This is a genomic window from Kitasatospora sp. NPDC096204, assembly GCF_044763205.1.
Taxonomy (GTDB): Bacteria; Actinomycetota; Actinomycetes; order Streptomycetales; family Streptomycetaceae; genus Kitasatospora.
The window spans coordinates 128,887-150,711 of record NZ_JBIWFT010000004.1 but is presented as its reverse complement, the minus strand read 5'-3'; the positions used below and the strand labels follow the sequence as shown (position 1 = coordinate 150,711).

The window sequence follows — 21,825 nt, the reverse complement described above, 5'->3', positions numbered from 1 at the left end:
ATCGCGGAAGGTGCCAGCATGAGCACACGCGTCCCCCGAACCCACCCGTACATCCCCAACTCCGCGCCGCAGGTGAGGAAAGCGATGCTGGCGGCGGTCGGCGCCCAGGACGTCGAGGAGTTCTACGCCGACATCCCCGCCGCCCTCCGGCTGGACCGCCCGCTGCGACTGCCCGAACCGCTCGGCTCCGAGGCCCGGCTGGTCGCGCACATGGAGGAGCTGCTCTCCCGCAACACCGCCGTCCCGCCCGGCCGCAGCTTCCTCGGCGCCGGCTGCTACCGCCACCACGTGCCCGCCGTGGTGGACGAGATCGTCAACCGCAGCGAGTTCCTCACCGCCTACGCGGGAGAGCCGTACGAGGACCACGGCCGCTTCCAGGCGCTGTGGGAGTACCAGTCGCTGATGGCCGAGCTGCTGGCCGTCGAGGTCGTCAACGTGCCGACGTACGACGGCTTCCAGGCCGCCGCGACGGCCCTGCGGATGGCCGGACGGGCCACCGGGCGGCGCCGGCTGGTGCTGGTCGGCGCGATCGACCCGGACCGGCTCTCCCGGATCCGCGACTACGTCCGGGGCGTCCACGAGCTGGTGCCGGTCCCGGCCGAGCCCGCCGCCGTCCGGGCCGCGCTGGCCGAGGGCGACGTGGCCGCCGTCTACGCCCAACTGACCGACCACTGCGGGAGGGTGGACCAGGAACTGGCGCAGTACGTCGAACTCGCCCACCGGGCCGGGGCGCTGGCGGTGGCCCACGTCAACCCGCTCAGCCTCGGCGTGCTCACCCCGCCCGCCGAACTCGGCGCCGACCTCACCTGCGGCGACCTCCAGCCGCTCGGCATCCACCCGGGCTTCGGCGGCGGCAACGCCGGCTTCATCGGCAGCCCGGACGACGAGCGCCTGGTCGCCGAGTACCCGAGCCGGCTGTTCGGCATCACCCCCACCGACGTCCCCGGCGAGTACGGCTTCGGCGACGTCGCCTACGAGCGCACCTCCTTCGCGCTGCGCGAGGAGGGCAAGGAGTGGGTCGGCACCGCCGCCGCCCTGCACGGCATCGCCGCCGGGGTCTACCTCGCCCTGATGGGCCCGCACGGCATGCGCGAGATCGGTGAGACGATCCTCGCCAACACCGCCTACGCCCGGCAGCGCCTGGCCCGCGTCCCCGGCGTGGAACTGGCCGACCCGGACGCCGTGCACTTCGCCGACTTCACCGTCCGCTACACCGGCGAACGCGGCGCCGCCGAGATCGCCGACGCCCTGCTCGCCCACGGCCTGCACGGCGGCACCCCGGCCGGCGCGGACGAGGGCCGCTACTGCGTGACCGAGCTGCACACCGCGGCGGACATCGACCGCCTCGCCGACGCGCTTGAGGAGACCGTCAAGTGACGACCAGCCATGACTCCGCCCCGGTGGACCCCCGCGTCGCCCCCAAACCCGCCCTGCGCCGCTTCCACCAGGCCCGCTGGGACGAGAAGCTGATCTTCGAGCTGGGCACCCCCGGCGAGCGCGGCGTCCTGCCCCCGCTGCCCGAGCCCGCCGTCACCGCCGCCGTCGGCGACCCGGCCGAGCGGCTGCCCGCCGCACTGCGCCGCCGCACGCCGCCCGCCCTGCCCGAACTCGGCCAGCAGCAGGTGCTCCGGCACTACCTGCGGCTCTCCCAGGAGAACCTGGGCGCCGACCTCAACGTGGACGTCGGCCAGGGCACCTGCACCATGAAGTACAGCCCCAAGGTCAACGACACCTTCGTCCGCGACCCCAGGATCGCCGCCCTGCACCCGGCGCAGGACCCCTCCACCGTCCAAGGGGTGCTCGAACTCGTCCACCGGCTGGAGCAGTTGCTCAGGGAGATCTCCGGCATGGACCGGGTCAGCCTCCAGCCCGGCGCGGGCTCGGCGGCGATCTGGACCAACGTCTCGGTGATCCGCGCCCACCACGCCGCCCGCGGCGAGCTGGAGCAGCGCGACGAGATCATCACCACCGCCTTCTCCCACCCCTCCAACGCCGCCTGCGCCAAGACCGCCGGGTTCCGGGTGATCACCCTGCACCCGGACGCCGACGGCTACCCCGACATCGAGGCGCTGCGCGCCGCCGTCGGCCCGCGCACCGCCGCGCTGCTCATCACCAACCCCGAGGACACCGGCATCTACAACCCGCGGATCGCCGAGTTCGTCCGGATCGTCCACGAGGCCGGCGGCCTGTGCGCCTACGACCAGGCCAACGCCAACGGCATCCTCGGCATCACCCGGGCCCGCGAGGCCGGCTTCGACCTGTGCCACTTCAACCTGCACAAGACCTTCTCCACCCCGCACGCCTGCGGCGGCCCGGCGGCCGGTGCCTGCGGCGTCACCGCCGAGCTGGCGCCCTACCTGCCGCGCCCCACCGTCGAGTTCGACGGCGAGCGGTACGTCCTGGACGACGACCGGCCCGACTCGATCGGCAAGATCCGCCCGTACCTGGGCGTCGTGCCGAACCTGGTGCGCGCCTACGCCTGGATCATGTCGCTGGGCGCCGAGGGGCTGCGCGAGGCCGCCGAGACCGCCGTCCTCAACAACAACTACCTGCTGCACCGGGTCCGGCGGATCCGCGGCGTCTCCGTCCCCTACGCCGAGGGCCGCCCCCGGGTCGAGCAGGTCCGCTACAGCTGGCAGCAGCTCAACGAGGACACCGGCCTGCACAGCGAGGACCTCGGCTACCGCGCCGCCGACTTCGGCACCCACTACTGGACCAGCCACCACCCGTACGTCGTCCCCGAGCCGATGACCCTGGAGCCCACCGAGTCCTACTCCCGGGCCGACCTGGACGAGTACGCGGCGATCCTGACCGAGGTCGCCCGCGAGGCGTACGAGGACCCGGAGACCGTCCGCACCGCGCCGCACAACTCCACCGTGCACCGGATCCGGCACGAACCGCTGGACGATCCGGCGGTCTGGGCGGTCAGCTGGCGCGCCTACCGCCGCAAGGTCCTCGGCGAGCAGCCGTGACGCCCGCCCCGGGCACCCGGATCGGGCTCGTGGTCAACCCGGTGGCCGGCCTCGGCGGCCGGGTCGGCCTCCAGGGCAGCGACGGCGCCGAGGTCCAGCAGCGGGCGCTGGCGCTCGGGGCCCACCCCCAGGCCCTCGCCCGGGCCGAACTGACGCTTCGTCAACTTCCTTCGGACATCGAGCTGATCACGGCCGAAGGCCGGATGGGCGGGGACGCCGCCCGGGCGGCCGGCCGGACCGCACGGATCGTCCACCGGCCCGCCGGGGCGCGGACCACCGCCGCCGACACCCGGGCCGCGGTGCGCGCCCTGGTCGCGGCCGGCGCCGGACTGCTGCTGTTCTGCGGCGGCGACGGCACCGCCCGCGACGTCCTGGACGCGCTCGGGCCCGAGCCCCGCCTGCCGGCGCTCGGCATCCCGGCCGGGGTCAAGATGCACTCCGCCGTGTTCGCCGTGCACCCCCGGGCCGCCGCCGAGGTCACGGCGGCCTGGGCGGTCGGCCGGGGCGTGCGCCTGGAGGCCGCCGAGGTGGTGGACCGGGACGAGGCCGCGCTGCGGGCCGGCAGGGTCTCCGCCCGGCTGTACGGCCGGCTGACCGTCCCGGTGCTGCCCGCCCGGGTGCAGCAGCGCAAGACCGGCAGCTCCGGGCCCGGCCCGGGGGCGCCGGCCGGCATCGCCGCCGAGGTCGCCGAACGGGTCGGCCCCGGCGGGCTGCTGCTCCTCGGGCCCGGCAGCACCACCTACGCGGTGGCCACCGCGCTCGGCGCACCGGGCGCCAGCCTGACCGGCGTCGACCTGCTGCGGCTCGGCCCCGAGGGCGCGCTCGGGGCCCGCCATGCCGACGGCCTCGCCACCGCCGCCCGGGTGCTGATCCGCGACGCCCGCGCCGACCAGCTGCGCACCCTGCCCACCACCCCGCACATCGCGCTCTCCCCGATCGGCGGCCAGGGCTTCCTGCTCGGCCGCGGCAACCAGCAGCTCACCCCCGAACTGCTGCGCGCCGCGGGCCGGGAGCGGCTGCTGGTGCTCGCCACCGAGGCGAAGCTCGCCGCTCTGGCAGGGCGGCCCCTGCTGCTGGACACCGGCGACCCGGAACTGGACGACGCCCTGGCCGGCCACGTCCGGGTGATCACCGGCCGCCGCTCCGGCGCCGTCTACCGCCTCTCCGTCTGAGCCCGGCCACCGCCCTCCCGCCTTTCCGCCCGAACCCCAGTCTCCCTCTGGCCAGTTGAAGGAGTCCCCATGATCGACCTGCACGGCAAGCGCGCGATCGTCACCGGCGCCGCCTCCGGCATCGGCCGGGCCACCGCCGCCCTGCTCGCCGAACTCGGCGCCGCCGTCGTCCTCCTCGACCTCGACGCCGAGCGCGGCGAACGGGCCGCCAAGGAGATCGGCGGCACCTTCGTCCGCTGCGACGTCTCCCGGCGCCCCGACTGCGAGCACGCCGTCCGCACCGCCGTCGAACAACACGGCGGCGTGGACGTGCTGTTCAACAACGCCGGCATCATCCGCCGCTCCACCGTCACCGAGATCACCGACGAGGACTGGGACCTGGTGATGGCCGTCAACGTCCGCTCGATCATGCTGCTCAGCGGGCTGGTGGTGCCGCTGATGGCCGCGAACGGCGGCGGCAGCATCGTCAACACCGGTTCCGGCTGGGGCATCAAGGGCGGCGGCCGGGCCGTCTCCTACTGCGCCTCCAAGGGCGCGGTGGTCAACATGACCAGGGCGATGGCCATCGACCACGGCCCGGACAACATCCGGGTCAACTGCGTCTGCCCGGGCGACACCGACACCGGCATGCTCGCCGAGGAGGCCCGCCAGCTCGGCGAGAACCCGGACGCCTTCTACACCGACGCCGCCGACCGCCCGCTCGGCCGGATCGGCCAACCCCGGGACATCGCCCAGACCGTGGCCTTCCTGGCCAGCGACGCCGCCGCCTTCGTCAGCGGCGCGGTCATCGCCGTGGACGGCGCCGGCACCGCCTGACGACCGCACACCGTACAGCACCGCAGCCCCGTACGGCGGCCGGGCGACGGCGTGCGTCGCCCGGCCGGTACGCTACGGACCGAGGGAAGAAGGGAAGCCTGATGGCGATCGAGCGGCGTCCGCTGCGCGAGCAGGTGAAGGACGAACTGCTGGAGCAGCTCGGCCGCGGCCGGTTCACCCCCGGCGAGTCGATCAACGAGGTCCAGCTCGCCGAGGAACTGGGCGTCAGCCGGACGCCCCTGCGCGAGGCCCTGATCAGCCTGGAGCGCGAGGGCATCATCACCAGCGAGCGCGGCAAGGGCTTCCGCTTCGCCCCCACCGGCAAACAGGAGTTCCTCGACCTCACCGCGATCGTGATCGCCCTGGAGTCGCTGGCCCTGCGCACCTCCGACCCGGCCCACCTGGCCGAGATCGCCCCCCGGCTGCTCGCCCAGGCCCGTGCCTTCTCCGCCCCCCAGGCCCCGCACGGCACGATAGAGCGCTACGACGACGCCTGGCACGCCCTGCTGCTCTCCGGCTGCGCCAACGCCCGGCTGCGCGAGATGATCGACTCGCTGAAGCTCACCCTGCACCGCTACGAGCGGGTGGTGGTCGGCGACCACGAGATCCTGGAACGCGCCGCCGAGGAGCACGAGCGGATCGCCCAGTGCCTGCTGGACGGCGACATCGACCAGGCCGTCACCGCGCTGGAGGCCAACTGGACCAGCGGCATGGAGCGCATCCTGGACCGCCTGCCCCCGGTCGCCGCGGTCTGAACGGGCCCGTCAGTCCATCGGCCCATCAGTCCAGCTGTTCGGCGACGCCCGGGGTGAGCCAGTGCAGCCGGTCGGCCAGGCCCGCCGCCGCGAACCGCGCGGTGGTCTCCGCCCGCCCCTCGGTGAAGTGCTCCCACGAGGTGTAGTGGACGGGCACCACCCGGCGGGCGCCGAGCGAGGCGGTGAGCGCGGCGGCCTGCGCCGCGTCCATGGTGATCAGCTCACCGCCGCCGAAGGCCTCGATCCGGGCGGCCCCGAGGTGCAGCAGCGCCGTACCGATCCGGAACCGCCGCCCCACCTCGTCCAGTTCGGGGATGTGGACGGTGTCCCCGGAGACGTACAGCGCCTCCTGCTCGCCCGGCACCTCGACCACGAAGCCGGTGACGTCCCCGACCGGCCCGTGCAGGCCGGGCGTGCCGGTCACCCGCAGGGTGCGGCCGTCCACGGTGAGCTCGCGGGTCTGCCACGGCGTCAGGCCGAGCGCGCCGCCGCCGAGCCGGGCCGCACCGCTGACCGTGGTCAGCACCGGACGCCCGGCGAGCAGGGTGCGGCCGGTGGCGTCCAGGTTGTCCGGATGCTCGTCGTGGCTGAGCAGCACGGCGTCCACCGGCGGCAGATCGTGCAAGCCCAGCGCCGGGCCGCCGGTGCTGCGCAGCACGACCGGGTCGTGCCGGTACTCGGCGGGGGCCCGGTCGAAGACCGGGTCGGTGAGCAGCCGCAGGCCGCCGACCTCCAGCAGGACGGTCGCGGTGCCGATGTGGGTCGCCTGGATCTTCACAGTGGTCCTTCTTCGATGGTGAATTGACGGTCAGTCAGTATTTTGGACAGAGAGTCTGAAGCGACGCCGGTAGTCCCCCGGCGTGGTGGAGAGCCGCTCCCTGAACACCCGGTGCAGGGTCTCCACGGAGCCGAAGCCGCAGGCCCGGGCGACACCCGGCAGCGGGTGGTCACTGCGCTCCAGCAGCCTGCGGGCCGCCTCCACGCGCAGCGCCTCCACGTACATCCCGGGCGTGGTCCCGGTCTCGGCGCGGAAGACCCGGGCGAAGTGCCGCTCGCTCATGGCGAGTCGCTCGGCGAGCACGGGCACCGACAGATCGGCCTCCAGGTGATCGGCGATCCAGCGGCGCAGATCGCCCAGGTCCGCCCGGCCGCCCGTACGGTGGGCCAGCGGGACGCTGAACTGGCTCTGCCCGCCCGGGCGTTGGAGGTACATCACCATCACCCTGGCGATCTCCAGGGCCAGGTCGTCGCCGTGGTCCTCGGCGACCAGGGCGAGGGTGAGGTCCATCGAGGTGGTCAGGCCGGCGCTGGTCCACATCCGCCCGGAGCGGATGAACACCGGGTCGGCGTCCACCTCGACGGCCGGGTGGTCGGCGGCCAGCAGCTCGGCGGTCGCCCAGTGGGTGGTCGCGCGGTGCCCGTCCAGCAGCCCGGCCGCCGCCGTCACGTGCGCGCCCGCACACACCGAGGCGATCCGCCCGCCCCGTGACCCGACCTCCCTCAGCCAGCCGACCACCGCCGGATCCACCTGCGGCACCGGCCCGTCCGGCCCCAGGTCCACCCGCCCCGGCACCAGCACCGTGTCCGGCCCCACCCGCTGCTCGGCCAGGGTGTCGGTCACGTACAGCGGAACCCCCGAGAAGGTCGCCACCGGCCCGCGCCGCTCCGCACACACCCGCACCTCGTACCCCGGCTGGCCGGGCGGCAGCAGCCGTCCGGCCAGCGCGAGGATCTCGGCGGGCCCGGTCACGTCCAGCGCGTTCACTCCGGGGAACACCGGGATCACGACCAGATGCGGCAGGCGGGGTGCGTCGTTCATGCCCCTACCCTCGCCCGGCGGCGGCGATGGCGGCAATGACGGGACTCTGCAGGATCCGGACACCGCCGGCCGGCGCCCTCGCCGCTGCTGGGCCACGGCCCTACGTCTGTGGCCCGGCCCTCCCCCGGACCAGCGCCCGATTGACGCCCCACCGCCTCCCCGCAGCATGATGACCCGCATGTACGGCAAGTGGATCGACTGCCGGGTGCGACCCGGAGCACGCGAGGCGTTCGCCGCCGGCCAGCGCCGCTGGTCGGCGATCTCCGACCAGCCGGGCCTGATCGGCCAGACCGGCGGCTGGGCGCCCGACGGTGACCGGGCCCTCCTGCTCGCCCTGTGGAACGACGAGCCCGCGTACGCCCGCTTCATGCGCGAGCGCCACGACCTGGCCGCCGCCCACGCCGACCAGCGCTCCGGCCACACGGAGATCGCGGTCGCCACCGGCCCGGTCGTGCTCACCATGCCCGGCGCGGCCCCCTCCCTCCCCGCCGCCCTCGCCCGGGCCACCACCCTGCGCGCCGCCGACTGCCGGCTCCGCCCCGGCCGCGCCGACCACTTCCTCGACGTCCAACGCGAACTCTGGGCCCCGGGCATGGCGGCGGCGGGCGGCATGCTCGGCGGCACCGTCACCCGCCTCGCCGCCGACCGCTACCTCGTCACCACCCTCTGGACCACCCCCGCCGCCCACCACGCCTACACCGTCCACCACCTCCCCGCCCTCCTCGCCCGCGCCGACGTCCCCGCCGACGTCCGAACGCTGACGGGCCACCTGCTCCCCCTCGAACCGACCTGGCGCGTCATGCCCGAGCCTCCGGCCGCGGAGTTCCGGTGAGCGGCGGGCGCCCGCTGCCCGCCGAGCGCCCGCCACGGGAAGGGCGGCCGCCCGGGCCGCGGTCGCGCCTCATCCGTCGAAGTTGGACCAGAAGATCCCGACGCCCGCGCCGTTCTCGTCCCGGCCGACCAGGATGCTGTTCGCGGTGGAGTGACAGGTGGGGAAGACCAGGGCGTTCGCGCCACTGGCCGGGTCGACGACGACGTCGAGCACCGGGGTCCGGGAGCCGCTCTCCCGCTGGGCGCGGAACTCGGCCACGGCATGGGCCTCGGGCGTCGCGGCCTCGGCGAAGCCGGCGGTCCGGCGCAGCGCGGCGCCGATGCCCAGGTTCCCCGGGGTGCCGGAGTAGATCGCCGAGGCGTCCTCGCTCAGCATGTTGACGTCGTCGGACGCCTCGTCCCAGCTCGCGTCCACCAGCGCCCGGGGCGTGGTGCCGGCGGCCACCAGCGCGACCGCGGTGACGTCGGCGCCCCGTTCGTCGTCCCGGTCGTACGCCAGGTACACCTCGTGCGCCCCGTCGGCGACGACGGAGAACGTGTAGAACTCGGCGCCGTCGAGCCCGCACACGGCGATGCCCCCACGGCTCAGCAGTCGCCCCGCCGGGGTGAACTCGCCCTGGTAGTCGTGCGAGTCGTTCGCCCGCAGGACTTCCTCGATGGCTTCGATCATCTTCATGCGGGCGAGTGTGCCACCCACCGGTGACAGGCCGTGGCCAGGCGTCCGCTCCGACGGAGGCGAGCGGCCGCGGTCACCGGCCCCCGCCCCGATCGGACCGCGGGCGGCGAGGCGAGGCGCGTGGCCGCCGGTTCGCGGTGCTCACGTGGCGCCACGGCGGGCCTGACCACCGGACCGGGCGTCAGGCGGCGCGGCTCAGGCGGGCCAGCGCAGCACCGCGCCGAGGCCGCCGGGTGGGCCGTCGGCGAGTTCCGGGACGAGGACGGCCTCGGCGCCGCAGGCCGTGGCGGAGCGCAGCAGGGCGTCGGCGGCGGGAGCCTGGGCCGGGTGGCGGACGCCCATGTCCCGCAGGTCGGCCCGGTGGACGCCGAGGTGCTCGGGCTCGGGGCCGGTCCACACCGGACGCCCGGGGTCGTGGCCACCGGTCTGGAGGAGCAGCGCGGCGAGCTGGTGCTGCCTGGCGGCACTCAGTACGGCGGGGATGCCCTGGGCGGCCTGGCCGGGCGCCGTCTGGGTGCCGGCGGCGTCGGTGCGGTGTTCGCCGGGGCGGCCGACACCGGTGTGGAAGGCGTCGAGCAGCTCGGCCAGGTGCCGGGCGCGGTACCCGGCCCAGGCCTCGCCGAGGCGGCGGTCGAAGGCCTCCCGGGAGGCGCCCGTGGCTCCGGTGCCGCCGTCCGACTCGACGGTTGCCGCCCGGAGTCGGGGTGGCAGCCGGTCGTGGACGGCCCGGCGTTCCCTGGTTCCGCCGGTGAGGACGAGCAGCTGGGCGCCGCTGCGCGGCCAGGTCCGGACGAGATGTTCGGCGACGATCCCCGCGGTGCGTTCCCAGGTGTCCTCGACCCGGTGCCGGTAGTGCCACTCGTAGCGGTCGGCGGGCGGGGCGCGGTGCCCCCGGCCCTGCCACCGCGGGCCCTCGACGGTGCCCATCGGCTCGCCGCGCCCGAGTTCGTAGCGCTCCAGGTCCGCCCCGGTGCGGTCGACGGCGGCGACCAGGCAGGCGGGCACCGCTTCGTCCAGCAGGCCGAGCAGTGGGCCGGTGTGCGGGAGCGGGGCCCAGGTGGCGGCGACGTCGGGCGGGGAGACGGCGAGCGGGACGTCCAGCGCCACCTCGCCGTCCGCCGCGAACAGCGCCCGCCCGGGCGGGGACCCTGCGGCGGGTGCCGCCGCCAGGTGGTCGCGGACGGCCGCGCGGGCGGAGTCGTCGGCCCCGGCGTCGGCCAGCCGCTGGACGGCGGCGCGGTCGAGCAGCGCCCGGCGCCTGGCGGCGTCCTCGGTGGCGCGGGAGGTGTCGAGGTAGACGGAGGCCCAGGGGCCGGGGCGGTCGAGCAGCGGGGTGAGGACGGCGAGGTCCATGGTGGCCTCCCGGGACGGGGTGCGGGGTCGGTGGGCGGGGCCGACGGGAGCGCCCCGTCGGCCCCGGCCGGTGCTCAGTGTCCGGGCCGGTGCCGCATCCGGCCGCCCTGGGCGGCGGCGCGCTGCTCCGGCTCGGTGAGGTCCGTACGGCCTGTGAGGTCCGTACGCTCGGTGAGGTCCGGGTATCCGGCGAGGTCCGTACGCTCGGAGTGCGCGACGCGCGACGCGCGTGACGACCGCCGGACCCGCCCGGACAGCCGGATCATCGCGAGGCCGAGGCAGAACAGCAGTGCCAGCGCGACCCCGGCGAGGAAGATGCTCAGGCTGTTCAGCACCACCAGGTCGTTGCCGAGGATCGTCACCTGGTAGTCGGGCCCGCCGACGAGGTTGTCCGCGATCAGCAGTCCGACGAACGCGCCGGACGCCGCCATCAGCAGAAGTCCCAGCAGCAACATGGGGATCCCTTCCGTCCTGGTCTCGGCCCCCCTTGTCCGCCTGCGCCTACCCGTCCCGGCCGGACCGTAACGGAAGCCGACGAACAGCGCGCGAACCCCGGATCCGGCTGCTCGGGCCGGGAGCGGACGGCGCGGCGTGCCGCAACGACCGCTCCCGAGGACCCGCGGACCCGAAGGCCCGAGGAGCCGCAGGCCCCGACGGTCAGATCCGCGTGGACAGCGGCACGGACATCCGCTTCATCCAGGCGCCCGTGGCGAAGTCACGCGCGCTGATGACGACGCGGTCGCGGTACACGTCCACCTGGAGCCCCTGGTTGAAGTGCCCGGGGACCGTGACCTCGCCGCCCTGCCCGTTGTCGGCGAATCCGGTCTGCACGGCACCGGTGTTGATCACCGAGAAGCCGTCGAGGTTGGCGGTGCCCGGCACGATGCGGCGCACGTACCAGTCGGAGAGGGTCAGGTCCCAGTGGGTGTGCCCGCTGAAGAGGAACACGTCGCGGTACCGCCCGAGGATGCCGAGCAGGCGGTCGGGCTGGAGGTAGTCGCTCCTGTAGATCTTGCTCCGGGTACCGGAGACGGTGTCGGGCAGCGGGTGGTGGGTGATCACCATGACCGGCTTCCGACGCCGCGCCCAGTACTGCAGGCGGTCCTCCAGCCACTGGAACTGCGCCTCGCTGATCCACACCTCGTCCCACAGGGAGTTGTCGTGGTACTTCATGTAGCGCTCGGTGCCGAGGGTCAGGACCGGGATGCCCCCGAAGGTGGTCTCCGCGTAGATCGTGGACCGCTTGGCGAACCGGTGGAAGCTGCGGAAGAGGGAATCCTCGGTGGTGCCGTTGGGCCAGGTGCTCTGGGCGAGGGTGTCGGGATCGGACCACTTCGGGACGTAGAACTCGTGGTTGCCGATGGCCCAGGCCACCTCACGCGGCTTCGGGCCCTGGTCCAGCACCTTCTGGACGTCGGCGTACTCGAAGTCGTAGCCGCGCGGCGTGATGTCCCCGGCGACGGCCAGGCCGGACGACCGCGGGTTGGTGGTCCTGATGTCCTTCAGCGCCTGGGCGAAGTCGCCGAGGTCGCCCTGGATGTCACTGATGACGTTGAACGTGGTCACCAGCCCGCCGCCGTCGGAGGAGTCCGCCTCGGCGGTCCCCTGGGCGAGACCTCCGAGTACCAGTGCTCCGGCGGTGGCACCGAGCAGGCTCCTGCGTTCCATGGGCTTTCCCTTCGGCTGTCGCGCGGGATCGAGGGGGCTTCGGCCGCGCGGTTCGGACCAGACCCGTTATCAATAAGCGATCAAGTGGGCGGCCAGGTGAACGGGCCCTGTCGGGCAGACCCCGCGCGGATCGCCCGGGGGCCGTGGTCGGGGCCGGAGCCGAGACCGGGCCCTGGGCCGGGGTCGGGGCGCGGATGCGGAGCGGGTCCCGCGAGCTTGCTGGAAAGCGCTTTCCAAGCAGCCCCGGACTGGGTAGGCTCAGCCATCGCGGCCGGCCCCCTGCCCGCCTTCCCGCAGTGCGCCGCGCCGCCGACCCGCCCGTCGGCGGAACCGGCCGGCGGACGGCCACTCACTCCCCTGGAAACCCTCCGAAAGCTGGCCCCTGATGCTCGACCACGACGAAACCGGGTACCTCCGGGACGGGGCGCCGCACCGCGTCGTCTCCGGTGCCCTGCACTACTTCCGCGTCCATCCCGACCTCTGGGAGGACCGCCTGCGCCGGCTGCGCGCGCTGGGCGCCAACACCGTCGACACCTACATCCCCTGGAACTTCCACGAACTGCCCTCCGGTGCCTTCGACTTCACCGGCTGGCGCGACCTCGCCCGGTTCTGCCGCATCGCCCGGGACCAGGGCCTCGACGTCATCCTGCGGCCCGGCCCCTACATCTGCGCGGAGTGGGAGTTCGGCGGCCTGCCGGCCCGGCTGCTCGCCGCCGAGGGGATGCGGCTGCGCTGCGCCGACCCGGCCTACCTGGCCGAGGTGGACGGCTGGTTCGACGCCGTCGTGCCGGAGATCCTGCCGCTGCTGGCGAGCCGGGGCGGCCCGGTGGTGGCGGTGCAGATCGAGAACGAGTACGGCAGCTTCGGCGACGACCGCGCCTACCTCCTCCACCTGCGCGACGGCCTGCTGGCCCGCGGCGTCGACTGCCTGCTGTTCACGGCGGACGGCGCGGAGGACGCGATGCAGCAGGGCGGCGGCGTTCCGGGCCACCTCGCCACGGCGACCTTCGGCTCCCGGCCGGCCGAGCGCTTCGAGGTGCTGCGGCGCTACCAGCCCGAGGGCCCGCTGACGGCCATGGAGTTCTGGATCGGCTGGTTCGACCACTGGGGCGAGCCGCACCACGTGCGCGACGCCGGCGAGTCCGCCCGGGCACTGGACGACCTGCTCGCCACCGGGGCCTCCGTCAACCTCTACATGGCCCACGGCGGCACCAACTTCGGCTTCTGGGCCGGCGCCAACCACACCGGCACCCGGCCGTTCGACACCGGGTACCAGCCGACCGTCACCAGCTACGACTACGACGCCCCGATCGGCGAGGCCGGCGAACTCACCGAGAAGTTCCACGCCTTCCGCGCCGTCATCGGCAAGTACGTCCCGCTGCCCGAGGGCGAGCTGCCCGAGCCCGCCCCGCGCGTCACCCCGCAGCGCGTCCGGCGCCGCGCGGCCCGCGCCCGGCTGCTGGCGAACCTCGACGTCCTGTCCGCGCCGGTGCGCCGCCCCACGCCCGAGCCCATGGAGAAGGTCGGCCAGTCCCTCGGCCTCATCCACTACCGCACCCGGATCTCCGGCCCGCGGCCGTCCATGCCGCTGCGCGTCGACGGCATCGGCGACCGCGCCCACGTCTTCGCGGACGGCCGGCCGCTCGGCGTCCTGCACCGCGACGCCCCGGCCGAGACCCTGCCGCTGGAGGTCGGGCCGGAGGGCGTCGTGCTCGACGTCCTGGTCGAGGCGCTCGGCCGGGTGAACTACGGCCCGCTGCTGGACGACCGCAAGGGCATCGTCCGCGGCGTGTCGCACGGCCACCAGCGGCTGTTCGACTGGGAGATCCGCCCCCTGCCGCTCTCCGACCGGGACGGGCTCCGTTACGAGGAGTCGGGCCCGGCGCTCGACGCGGACCCGGCCTTCCACCGCTTCGAGGCCTCGCTCACCGCACCCGCCGACGCCTTCGTCGCCCTGCCCGGATGGGGCCGCGGACTCCTCTGGCTCAACGGCTTCCTGCTCGGCCGCTACTCCGCGCAGGGCCCGCAGCGGACCCTCTACGCCCCGGCCCCGCTGTGGCGGGAGGGCGTCAACGAACTCCTGCTACTCGAACTGGACGTCCACGGCGAGGAGATCGAGCTCCGCGACGAGCCCGACCTCGGGCCGCGGGCCGCCGCCCCCAGCTCCGAGTACTGAGTCCGGCGAGCCCCCGGCTCTCTCCACCGGCCCGTCGGCGGCCGTGCCCCTCCCGGGAGCACGGCCGCCGACCGCCGTTCCGGGCACGAGGACACGGCCGCCGACTTCCCTTCCGGGCACGAGGACACGGCCGCCGACTTCCCTTCCGGGCACGGGACTTCGCGACGAAGCGCCCGAGGGCCGCGGGAGTCGGGGAACTCCTGCGGCCCTCGGGCGCTTCTTGCGGATCCCCGCCGGACGGGGCTGTCGCCCGGTCAGGCGGTGCGGTCCAGGTCGCCCCGCAGGACCGGGTGGGCGAAGGGGCTGCCGTCCGCGTAACGGGCCAGCTCGTCCGCCGCCGCGGCCGCCATCCGCCGCAGCTCGCCACCGAGCGAGCCGGCGACGTGCGGGGTGAGCAGGACGTTGGGCAGGTCGTAGAGCGGCGAGTCCTCGGGCAGCACCTCCGGGACGGTGACGTCCAGGACCGCGTCGAGGCGGCCCGCGACCAGCTCCTCGACCAGGGCGTCCTGGTCGATCAGCGACCCGCGGGAGGTGTTCACCAGCGTCGCCCCGTCGCGCATCAGGGCGAGCCTGCGGCGGTCGATCATGTGCCGGGTGCCGGGCAGTTCGGGCGCGTGCACGCTCACCACGTCGCTGCGCTCGCACAGTTCGTCCAGCGTCACCGAGCGGGCGCCCAGCGCGGCCGCCTCGGCCTCGTCCACGTACGGGTCGTGGAGCAGCAGTTCCAGGTCGAAGGGCCGGAGCAGTTCGAGGACGCGCCGCCCGATCCGGGAGGCGCCGACGATGCCCGTGGTGCGCCGGTAGTTGCCGGCGTCGGGGTAGGAGGCCTGCCAGTCGTGCGGGGCCCGCCGCTCGCGGTAGTCGGCGCTGAGCCGCAACACCCGCTTGTTGGCGAACAGCACGTTGGCGACGGTGTACTCGGCGACGGGCAGCGCGTTGGCCCAGGCGGCCGAGGAGACCTGGATGCCGCGCTCCCAGCAGGCCTCGGTGACGTGGTGCTTGACCGATCCGGCGGCGTGGACGACGGCGCGCAGCCGGGGCGCGGCGGCGAGGACGGCCTCGTCGAGCGGCGGGCAGCCCCAGCTGCTGACGATCACCTCGGTCTCGGCGAGCACGGCCGCCGCCTCGGGGCCGGTGAAGTCGTCGACGACGAGCACCGGGTCGAGCTCGGCGAGGGTGGTGAGCCGGTCCATGGTCTCGTCGTCGACCAGCCGGCCGACGAGGTCCGGGGTCATGGCCAGCAGGGCGCGCGGGCGCCGGCGCGGAGAGGCGGGTGAACTCCCGTTCGCGGCGGTCGGGTTCGGCGGGTTGGACACGTGGTTCTCCGGCGCGGTCGTGGAGGTGGCGGTCTGGTGGGTCACTTGACGCTTCCCGCGGTCAGGCCGGCCTTCCAGTGGCGCTGGAGGGCGACGAAGGCGACGACCAGCGGCACGACGGCCAGCAGCGAGCCGGTGACGACCAGCGGGTAGAACTCGGGGAACGCGTGGGTCTGGGTGTTCCACGAGTAGAGGCCGAGACTGACCGGGAAGAGCCGGTTGTCGGAGAGCATCACCAGCGGCAGGAAGAAGTTGTTCCAGATCGCGGTGAACTGGAACAGGAACACCGTGACGAAGCCGGGCATCACCATCCGGAGCCCGATCGACCAGAAGGCGCGCAGCTCGCTCGCGCCGTCCGTGCGGGCGGCCTCCAGCACCTCGCCGGGGATGTAGCCGGCGCAGAACACCCGGGCGAGGTAGACGCCGAAGGGGTTCACCAGGGAGGGCAGGAAGACCGCCCAGAAGGTGTTGGCGAGCCCGAGTTCGGAGGCGAGCAGGTACATCGGCAGGGCCAGGGCCGTGGTCGGCACCAGCACGCCGAGCAGGACCAGCCCGAACAGCTTCTCCTTGCCCGGGAAGGCGTACACGTGGAAGGCGTAGCCGGCGCCGACGCAGACGAGGGCGCAGAGCAGGGCCCCGATGCCCGCGTAGAGCAGCGAGTTGAGGTACCAGCGGAAGTAGATGCCGTCGCCGGTGGTGGCGAGGGCGTGCAGGTTGGCGCCGAGGTTCCAGTTGGACGGCGTGAGGCCGTGGCCGCCGAGGAGGTCACCGGTGTTCTTGGCGGCGGCGGTGAGCAGCCAGCCGAGCGGCAGCAGCGTGTAGGCGGCCGCCAGCACGAGGGCGCCGTTGACGACGGCCTTGGACAGCGTCCAGGGCGTGCGCGGGGCGCGGTCGCGGCCGGCCCGGGCGGTGCGCGGGCGCGGGCGCGGGCGCGGGCGGGTGTCTTGTTCGGGGGCGAGGGTGGTCATGCCGAGTCCTCCGTCCGGCGTGCGGGGCGGGTGCGGGTCGCCCAGGTGACGGCGAAGGACAGGACGGCCGCGGTGATGGCGAGCAGCACCGAGGAGGCGGCGGCGAGGCCGTAGTCGCCGCGGTCGAAGGCGGCGGTGTAGGCGTACATGTTGGGGGTCCAGGTGCTGACGACGCCGGGTGAGGCGCCGTGCAGGATCATCGGTTCGGTGAACAGCTGCAGGGATCCGATCACGGTGAACAGTCCGACCATCACGATCGAGGCGCGGATCAGCGGGATCTTGATGCTGAGGACGGTGCGCAGCGGGCCGGCGCCGTCCACGATCGCGGCCTCCAGCACCTCGCGCGGGACGGCCTGGAGCGCGGCGTAGAAGATGACGGTGTTGTAGCCGACCCACTCCCAGAGCGCGATGTTGACCACGGCGGGCAGCGGGTTGCCGAGCAGGTCGGGGCTGCTCCCGGCGGAGTTCAGCGCCTCGATGACCGGGCTGATGCCGGGGGTGTACAGGTACATCCAGATCAGGGCGGCGATGATGCCTGGCACCGCGTGCGGCAGGAACAGCGCGAGCTGGAAGAAGCGGCGGGCGCGGGCCAGCGTGGAGTCCAGGAGCAGCGCGAACACCAGGGACAGGCCGACCATCAGCGGGATGTACGCCAGGCAGTACAGGGCCGTGGTCCGGAAGCCGTCGAGGAAGGCCGGGTCGCCGAGGGCGCGGGTGTAGTTGCCGAGGCCGGTGAAGACCGTCTCGATGCCGCCGAAGCCGAGGCCGGAGCGGTGCTCCGTGTAGAGGCTGAGGTGGACGGCGTATCCGATCGGGACGAGCGTGCAGGCGGTGAAGAGGATCAGGAACGGCGCGAGGAGCACGGCGGGCGCGCCGTACCGCCCGGACCGGCGCCGCCCGCGGGTGGGGCGGGCGGGCGCGGTGGGGACGGCGCGGTCGGTTGGAGCGGTGGTCACTGGGCGACCTTGATTCCGCGGTTCTTCAGCTCGGCGACGGTGGCCTGCTGGGCGGCGTCCACCGCGGACGGGATGGTGCCGCCCTGGGTGAGCTTGCCGAAGGCGTCCTTGAGGGAGGTGTTGGTGGCGCCCATGGCCGGGCCCCACTGCCAGCCGGGCTTGATGGACTTGGCGGCGTCGGCGTAGACCGCGTAGACGTCCTGGCCGCCGTAGAAGTCGGTCTTGAAGGCGGCCTGGGCGCCGGGGACCAGGGCCGGGGCGGCCGGGTAGGCCGAGGAGGTGCCGGAGGCGATGCGGGCGTCGAAGCCCTCGGGCGTGCTGGTCGCCCAGGTGGCGAACTCCACCGCGGCCTTGGCCTTCTTGCTGTCCTTGGAGACCGCGAAGGTGGTGCCGCCGACCATGCCGCTGGCGGGGTTGCCGTCCCAGCTGGGGACGGGGGCGACGGCCCACTTGCCGGAGGCGTCGGGGACGGTGCCCTTGAGCACGCCGCCGCCCCAGGAGGCGCCCAGGTAGCCGGCCGTCTCGCCCTTCTGCAGGGAGGCCGTCCACTGCTGGCTGAAGGACGGCATGACCCGGACGAGGTCGTCGTTGACGAGCTGCTGCCAGTAGTCGCCGACCTTCTTGCTCTCCGGGCCGGTGGCGTCGAGCTTCCAGGCGTCGCCGGAGCTCTTGAACCAGTGGGCGTCGGCCTGCCAGGCCAGGGCCTCGAAGGTGGTCGGGTCGTCGGGGAAGAAGGTGGCGATCCGGGCGTCCGGCTGGGCCTCCTTCAGCTTCCGGGCGGCGGTGCGGAACTCGTCCCAGGTCTTCGGCGCGGTGATGCCGGCCTTGTCGAAGAGGTCCTTGCGGTAGTAGAAGGCCTGCGGCGAGACGTCGAGCGGCAGGGCCCAGGTGGTTCCGCCGAGGGTGGTCAGCTCCATGGCCTGGTTCAGGTACTTGGCCTTGACGCCGTCGGTGACGAGCTTGCCGATGTCCTGGACGGCGCCCTGGCTGACGAAGTCCGGCAGCTGCGCGTACTCGACGTTGAACACGTCGGGCGCGTTGCCCGCCTTGACCGCGTTGGAGATCTTCGCGTAGCCGCCGGCGACGCCGGAGGGGATCTCCTCGTAGGTCACCTGGATGTTCGGGTGGGTGGCGTTGAAGGCGGCCACCACGTCCTTGGTGCCCTTCGCCCAGCCCCAGAAGGTGAGGGCGACGGGCTTGCCGTCCTCGGAGCCACCGCTCGACGAGTCGCTGCCGCAGGCCGCGAGGGACGTCACGCAGAGCGCCGACGCGACGAGGGCGGCGGCCACGCGGGGGGCTCTGCGGACACGGGTGGGGGTGGTGGACATGGCTCGTCTCCCGTTGGAGGGGGTGTGAGGGGTGTGGCCATCCTGGGACCGCACTTCGATCGAAGTCAAGGGTTCTGGATCAAATGATCCGCTTCGATCCGACATACCCCGCGCCATCCAGGTTTCTTTATGGGAAAGCGCCCTTTCCGTGATGTTTTACCCCTGCCGAAGCAGATCATTTGATCAATACTATGGCTGATCGATCTGGGTTCCGCCCGGATCCGATCCCGCCGCCACGACCGAGGAGCCCGGCATGCCCCCGATCGAGCCACCGCCCGAAGACCGCTCGCTCAGCCCCCTCACCGGCTGGACCAGGGCCCACTGGGAGGCCGCCGCGGACGGCCTGCTGGCCGCCGTCCGCCGCCACGCCGGCCCCGAACACGCGCTGATCGGGCTGCCCGGATCCCGCCCCAGCTGGTCGGGCCCCCGCTCGGACGGCCTGGAGGGCTACGCCCGGACGTTCCTGCTGGCCGCCTTCCGCGTCGCGGGCGCCGGCGGCGACGACCCGCACGGGCTGCTCCCGGCCTACGCCGAGGGGCTCGCCGCCGGCACCCGCCGCCCGACCACCGAACGTGGACTCTCCGGGGCCGACCCCGTCTCCTGGCCGGAGATCACCGACCGGGGCCAGGCCATGGTCGAGGCCGCCTCGATCGCCCTGGCGCTGCGGATCACCCGCCCCTGGCTCTGGGACCGCCTGGACCAGGACGTCCGGGAGCGGGCCGGCGCCTGGCTGGCCCGCGCCCTGTACCGGGCCCCGGTGGACAACAACTGGTGGCTCTTCCCGCTGACCGTCGGCGGCTTCCTCGCCGAGGCGGGCGTCGACGGCGCGGCCGCGGAACAGGCCGTGGAACGCGGTCTGGCGAGGATCGAGACCTGGTACCGGGGCGACGGCTGGTACACCGACGGGCGCCCGCGCGCCTTCGACCACTACAACGGCTGGGCCTTCCACCTCTACCCCGTCCTCCACGCCCACCTCGGCGGCGACCGGCAGCTGCTCGACCTGTACGGCGGCCGGCTCGCCGCCTACCTCGACGCCTGCGCCCACGCCTTCGGCGCCGACGGCGCCCCCGTCCACCAGGGCCGCTCGCTCACCTACCGCTTCGCCGCCGCGGCCCCGCTGTGGGCCGGAGCGCTCTGCGGCCGTACCCCGCTGTCCCCGGGCACCACCCGCCGCCTCGCCTCCGGCGTCCTGCGCCACTTCCTCGACCGCGGCGCGCTCGACGCCGAGGGGCTGCTGACCTCCGGCTGGCACGGGCCCCATCCGCCGATGGTCCAGCCGTACTCCGGCCCCGCCTCCCCGTACTGGGCGAGCAAGGGCTTCCTCGGGCTGCTGCTGCCTCCGGACCACCCGGTGTGGACGGCCGTCGAGCAGCCCGGGCCCGCGGAGCTCGGGGACGCCGTCCGGCCGCTCCCCCGGCCCGGCTGGCTGATCCAGTCCACCGTCGCCGACGGCCTCGTCCGGCTGCACAACCACGGCAGCGACGACCAGCCCGCGGACGAGGTCCTGCCCGACGACCCGCTCTACGCGCGCCTCGCCCACTCCACCGCGACCGGCCCGGTGCTGGACGGGCCACCGGACAACCACCTCGGCCTGGTGGTCGGCGGCACCCTCACCGGGCGCGGCCGGATCCGGCCGCTCGGCGCCGGCGACGGCTGGGCCGCCTCCGAGCACCGGCCCCGGGCCGGTGGCGAGGAGCTCCCCGGGGTCGTCGTGACCTCGCTCGTCCTCGTCGCGGGCGCCGAGGAGGTGCACGCCCACCTGGTCACCGGGGCCGATCCCGGCACCGAGGTCCGGCACAGCGGCTGGGCGGTGGCGGGCGACCGCGTCGACACCGCCGTGGACGGGCCGCTCGCCACCGCGATCGCCACCACCGGCCCGGACGGCGGGCGGCTCGTCTCGCTGCTGCGGCACGTGGCGGGCTTCACCACGGCCGACACCGACCCGCTGCCCTCGGGCACCGCCTTCGGCCCGGTCGGCGCGGTGCCCCGGGTCTCCGGGCGGACCACCGGCGGGACCGCACTGTTCGTCAGCACCGCACGGCTCGCCCGGGGCACGGCACGACCGCCCCGCACGACCGTCGAGGTCCGCACCGGGCAGACCCCGCAGGGCCACCTGCTCCACGTCGGCTGGCCGGACGGCGGGCGGCACACCGCCCTGCTCGCCACCGGCTCCGTCACCGTCCGCCGGGAGGACTGACCACCGTGCGACTCGCCCTCTCCACCCTGGGCCTGCCCGGCCGCCCGCTCGACGAGCTCCTCCGGCTCGCGGCCGAACACCACTGGCAGGGACTCGAACTGCGGTGCGCGCCCGGCGAACCGGTGCACCCCGCGCTGACGGCCGCGGAACGGAGCAGCATCCGGCGGCAGTTCACCGCCCACGGCATCACCCCGCTCTCCGTGGCGTCGTACCTCGGCGTCGCCGCCCCGGGCGACGACGACCGGTCGGCCGCCGACCTGGCCGACCACCTGCGGCTGACCGCCGACCTCGGGGCGAGCCACCTTCGCGTCTTCCCGCACGGCACCGGGTCCCCGCCGGACGCGGCCGACCGGCGGGCCGCCCGGCGGCTGGCCGCCGCGGCCGACACCGCCCGTTCCCTCGGCGTCCGCATCCTGCTGGAGACCCACGACTCGCACCGCTCGGGGCGCGACGTGGCGCGGGTGCTCGACCTCGTCGGGCACCCGGCCGTCGGCGCGCTGTGGGACCTGCTGCACACCCACCTGGCCGGCGAGGCCCCGGCGCAGAGCCTGGCCGCGCTCACGCCCCACCTCGGCTACGTCCAGGTCAAGGACGTCGCGAGCGACGAGGACCTCACCCCGATCGCGCTCGGGGCGGGCGTGCTGCCGATCGGTGCGTGCGTGCGCGCCCTGCCCGCGGACTGCTGGGTGTCCTGGGAGTACGAGGCCCCCTGGTACCCGGCGGCGGCCCCGCTGCCCGGGCTGCTGGGGCCCGGCGCGGCCCACCTCGCCCGGCTCGCGGCCTGAGGCCGGACCGTGCGGCTCGCCCGCCGGGGCCGCGGCG

At 74.4% G+C, this 21,825-nt stretch carries 19 protein-coding genes; 9 read left to right on the top strand and 10 right to left on the bottom strand.

Going from position 1 to position 21,825, the window contains the following annotated elements; genetic code table 11:
• The first annotated feature begins 18 nt into the window (after nt 1-18).
• From gcvPA to ACIQ87_RS06105, 5 genes are all read left to right on the top strand, one after another.
• Nucleotides 19-1,377 (top strand): aminomethyl-transferring glycine dehydrogenase subunit GcvPA, encoded by a 1,359-nt coding sequence (gene gcvPA, locus ACIQ87_RS06125; protein ID WP_402402236.1) that lies wholly within the window; start codon nt 19-21, stop codon nt 1,375-1,377.
• Nucleotides 1,374-2,972 (top strand): aminomethyl-transferring glycine dehydrogenase subunit GcvPB, encoded by a 1,599-nt coding sequence (gene gcvPB / locus ACIQ87_RS06120; protein ID WP_402402233.1) that lies wholly within the window; start codon nt 1,374-1,376, stop codon nt 2,970-2,972. The genes gcvPA and gcvPB overlap by 4 nt, the downstream gene beginning before the upstream one ends.
• Nucleotides 2,969-4,144 (top strand): ATP-NAD kinase family protein, encoded by a 1,176-nt coding sequence (locus tag ACIQ87_RS06115; RefSeq protein ID WP_402402230.1) that lies wholly within the window; start codon nt 2,969-2,971, stop codon nt 4,142-4,144. The genes gcvPB and ACIQ87_RS06115 overlap by 4 nt, the downstream gene beginning before the upstream one ends.
• 69 nt (nt 4,145-4,213) lie before the next feature.
• Entirely contained in the window at nt 4,214-4,960 is a 747-nt protein-coding gene (locus ACIQ87_RS06110) for an SDR family NAD(P)-dependent oxidoreductase (protein ID WP_402402228.1), read from the top strand.
• A gap of 101 nt (nt 4,961-5,061) precedes the next feature.
• Nucleotides 5,062-5,715: a GntR family transcriptional regulator gene (locus ACIQ87_RS06105; protein WP_402402226.1), complete on the top strand. Its 654-nt coding sequence runs from the start codon at nt 5,062-5,064 to the stop codon at nt 5,713-5,715.
• A 25-nt stretch (nt 5,716-5,740) separates the two neighbouring features.
• Here ACIQ87_RS06105 and ACIQ87_RS06100 read toward each other — a convergent pair whose 3' ends face one another.
• Nucleotides 5,741-6,493, bottom strand: a complete 753-nt coding sequence (locus tag ACIQ87_RS06100; protein WP_402402223.1) for an MBL fold metallo-hydrolase — start codon at nt 6,491-6,493, stop codon at nt 5,741-5,743.
• Nucleotides 6,494-6,523: 30 nt separating this feature from the next.
• Nucleotides 6,524-7,534, bottom strand: coding sequence for a GlxA family transcriptional regulator (locus ACIQ87_RS06095; RefSeq protein ID WP_402402220.1), 1,011 nt, complete (start codon nt 7,532-7,534; stop codon nt 6,524-6,526).
• 178 nt (nt 7,535-7,712) lie between these two features.
• On the opposite strand from ACIQ87_RS06095, the gene ACIQ87_RS06090 reads away from it, so the two are divergent.
• On the top strand, nt 7,713-8,366 hold the full coding sequence (locus ACIQ87_RS06090) for a DUF4937 domain-containing protein (protein ID WP_402402217.1): 654 nt from the start codon (nt 7,713-7,715) through the stop codon (nt 8,364-8,366).
• Nucleotides 8,367-8,435: 69 nt separating this feature from the next.
• Here the strand turns inward: ACIQ87_RS06090 and ACIQ87_RS06085 are convergent, their stop codons facing one another.
• The 4 genes from ACIQ87_RS06085 to ACIQ87_RS06070 form a co-directional block, all read right to left on the bottom strand.
• A complete protein-coding gene (locus tag ACIQ87_RS06085) occupies nt 8,436-9,041 on the bottom strand; it encodes a hypothetical protein (RefSeq protein WP_402402214.1) in 606 nt (201 codons plus the stop codon).
• A 195-nt stretch (nt 9,042-9,236) separates the two neighbouring features.
• A complete protein-coding gene (locus tag ACIQ87_RS06080) occupies nt 9,237-10,394 on the bottom strand; it encodes a hypothetical protein (protein WP_402402211.1) in 1,158 nt (385 codons plus the stop codon).
• 74 nt (nt 10,395-10,468) lie between these two features.
• On the bottom strand, nt 10,469-10,849 hold the full coding sequence (locus tag ACIQ87_RS06075; RefSeq protein WP_402402209.1) for a hypothetical protein: 381 nt from the start codon (nt 10,847-10,849) through the stop codon (nt 10,469-10,471).
• Between the two features lie 202 nt (nt 10,850-11,051).
• On the bottom strand, nt 11,052-12,062 hold the full coding sequence (locus ACIQ87_RS06070) for a metallophosphoesterase family protein (RefSeq protein ID WP_402402206.1): 1,011 nt from the start codon (nt 12,060-12,062) through the stop codon (nt 11,052-11,054).
• A gap of 385 nt (nt 12,063-12,447) precedes the next feature.
• On the opposite strand from ACIQ87_RS06070, the gene ACIQ87_RS06065 reads away from it, so the two are divergent.
• Entirely contained in the window at nt 12,448-14,238 is a 1,791-nt protein-coding gene (locus tag ACIQ87_RS06065) for a beta-galactosidase family protein (protein ID WP_402402203.1), read from the top strand.
• Nucleotides 14,239-14,492: 254 nt separating this feature from the next.
• Here ACIQ87_RS06065 and ACIQ87_RS06060 read toward each other — a convergent pair whose 3' ends face one another.
• The 4 genes from ACIQ87_RS06060 to ACIQ87_RS06045 form a co-directional block, all read right to left on the bottom strand.
• Nucleotides 14,493-15,473, bottom strand: coding sequence for a hydroxyacid dehydrogenase (locus ACIQ87_RS06060; protein ID WP_402402737.1), 981 nt, complete (start codon nt 15,471-15,473; stop codon nt 14,493-14,495).
• 122 nt (nt 15,474-15,595) lie between these two features.
• Nucleotides 15,596-16,522 carry a carbohydrate ABC transporter permease gene (locus ACIQ87_RS06055; protein ID WP_402402200.1) on the bottom strand — a complete coding sequence of 309 codons (927 nt, stop codon included), beginning with the start codon at nt 16,520-16,522 and terminating at the stop codon, nt 15,596-15,598.
• Entirely contained in the window at nt 16,519-17,478 is a 960-nt protein-coding gene (locus ACIQ87_RS06050) for a carbohydrate ABC transporter permease (protein WP_402402197.1), read from the bottom strand. The genes ACIQ87_RS06055 and ACIQ87_RS06050 overlap by 4 nt, the downstream gene beginning before the upstream one ends.
• Nucleotides 17,475-18,806, bottom strand: coding sequence for an ABC transporter substrate-binding protein (locus ACIQ87_RS06045; RefSeq protein WP_402402194.1), 1,332 nt, complete (start codon nt 18,804-18,806; stop codon nt 17,475-17,477). The genes ACIQ87_RS06050 and ACIQ87_RS06045 overlap by 4 nt, the downstream gene beginning before the upstream one ends.
• Nucleotides 18,807-19,059: 253 nt before the next feature.
• Here ACIQ87_RS06045 and ACIQ87_RS06040 point away from each other — a divergent pair, with 253 nt between their 5' ends.
• A complete protein-coding gene (locus tag ACIQ87_RS06040; RefSeq protein WP_402402191.1) occupies nt 19,060-21,003 on the top strand; it encodes a DUF2264 domain-containing protein in 1,944 nt (647 codons plus the stop codon).
• A 5-nt stretch (nt 21,004-21,008) separates the two neighbouring features.
• Nucleotides 21,009-21,788 carry a sugar phosphate isomerase/epimerase family protein gene (locus ACIQ87_RS06035; protein WP_402402188.1) on the top strand — a complete coding sequence of 260 codons (780 nt, stop codon included), beginning with the start codon at nt 21,009-21,011 and terminating at the stop codon, nt 21,786-21,788.
• Nucleotides 21,789-21,825 lie beyond the last annotated feature (37 nt).

Coding starts and splice junctions, on each gene's coding strand:
- ACIQ87_RS06085 (WP_402402214.1), bottom strand. CDS start 9,041: ATGAAGATGATCGAAGCCATCGAGGAAGTCCTGCGGGCGAACGACTCG.
- ACIQ87_RS06060 (WP_402402737.1), bottom strand. CDS start 15,473: ATGACCCCGGACCTCGTCGGCCGGCTGGTCGACGACGAGACCATGGAC.
- ACIQ87_RS06080 (WP_402402211.1), bottom strand. CDS start 10,394: ATGGACCTCGCCGTCCTCACCCCGCTGCTCGACCGCCCCGGCCCCTGG.
- ACIQ87_RS06090 (WP_402402217.1), top strand. CDS start 7,713: ATGTACGGCAAGTGGATCGACTGCCGGGTGCGACCCGGAGCACGCGAG.
- ACIQ87_RS06075 (WP_402402209.1), bottom strand. CDS start 10,849: ATGTTGCTGCTGGGACTTCTGCTGATGGCGGCGTCCGGCGCGTTCGTC.
- gcvPA (WP_402402236.1), top strand. CDS start 19: ATGAGCACACGCGTCCCCCGAACCCACCCGTACATCCCCAACTCCGCG.
- ACIQ87_RS06070 (WP_402402206.1), bottom strand. CDS start 12,062: ATGGAACGCAGGAGCCTGCTCGGTGCCACCGCCGGAGCACTGGTACTC.
- ACIQ87_RS06105 (WP_402402226.1), top strand. CDS start 5,062: ATGGCGATCGAGCGGCGTCCGCTGCGCGAGCAGGTGAAGGACGAACTG.
- ACIQ87_RS06040 (WP_402402191.1), top strand. CDS start 19,060: ATGCCCCCGATCGAGCCACCGCCCGAAGACCGCTCGCTCAGCCCCCTC.
- ACIQ87_RS06055 (WP_402402200.1), bottom strand. CDS start 16,522: ATGACCACCCTCGCCCCCGAACAAGACACCCGCCCGCGCCCGCGCCCG.
- ACIQ87_RS06110 (WP_402402228.1), top strand. CDS start 4,214: ATGATCGACCTGCACGGCAAGCGCGCGATCGTCACCGGCGCCGCCTCC.
- ACIQ87_RS06065 (WP_402402203.1), top strand. CDS start 12,448: ATGCTCGACCACGACGAAACCGGGTACCTCCGGGACGGGGCGCCGCAC.
- ACIQ87_RS06045 (WP_402402194.1), bottom strand. CDS start 18,806: ATGTCCACCACCCCCACCCGTGTCCGCAGAGCCCCCCGCGTGGCCGCC.
- ACIQ87_RS06095 (WP_402402220.1), bottom strand. CDS start 7,534: ATGAACGACGCACCCCGCCTGCCGCATCTGGTCGTGATCCCGGTGTTC.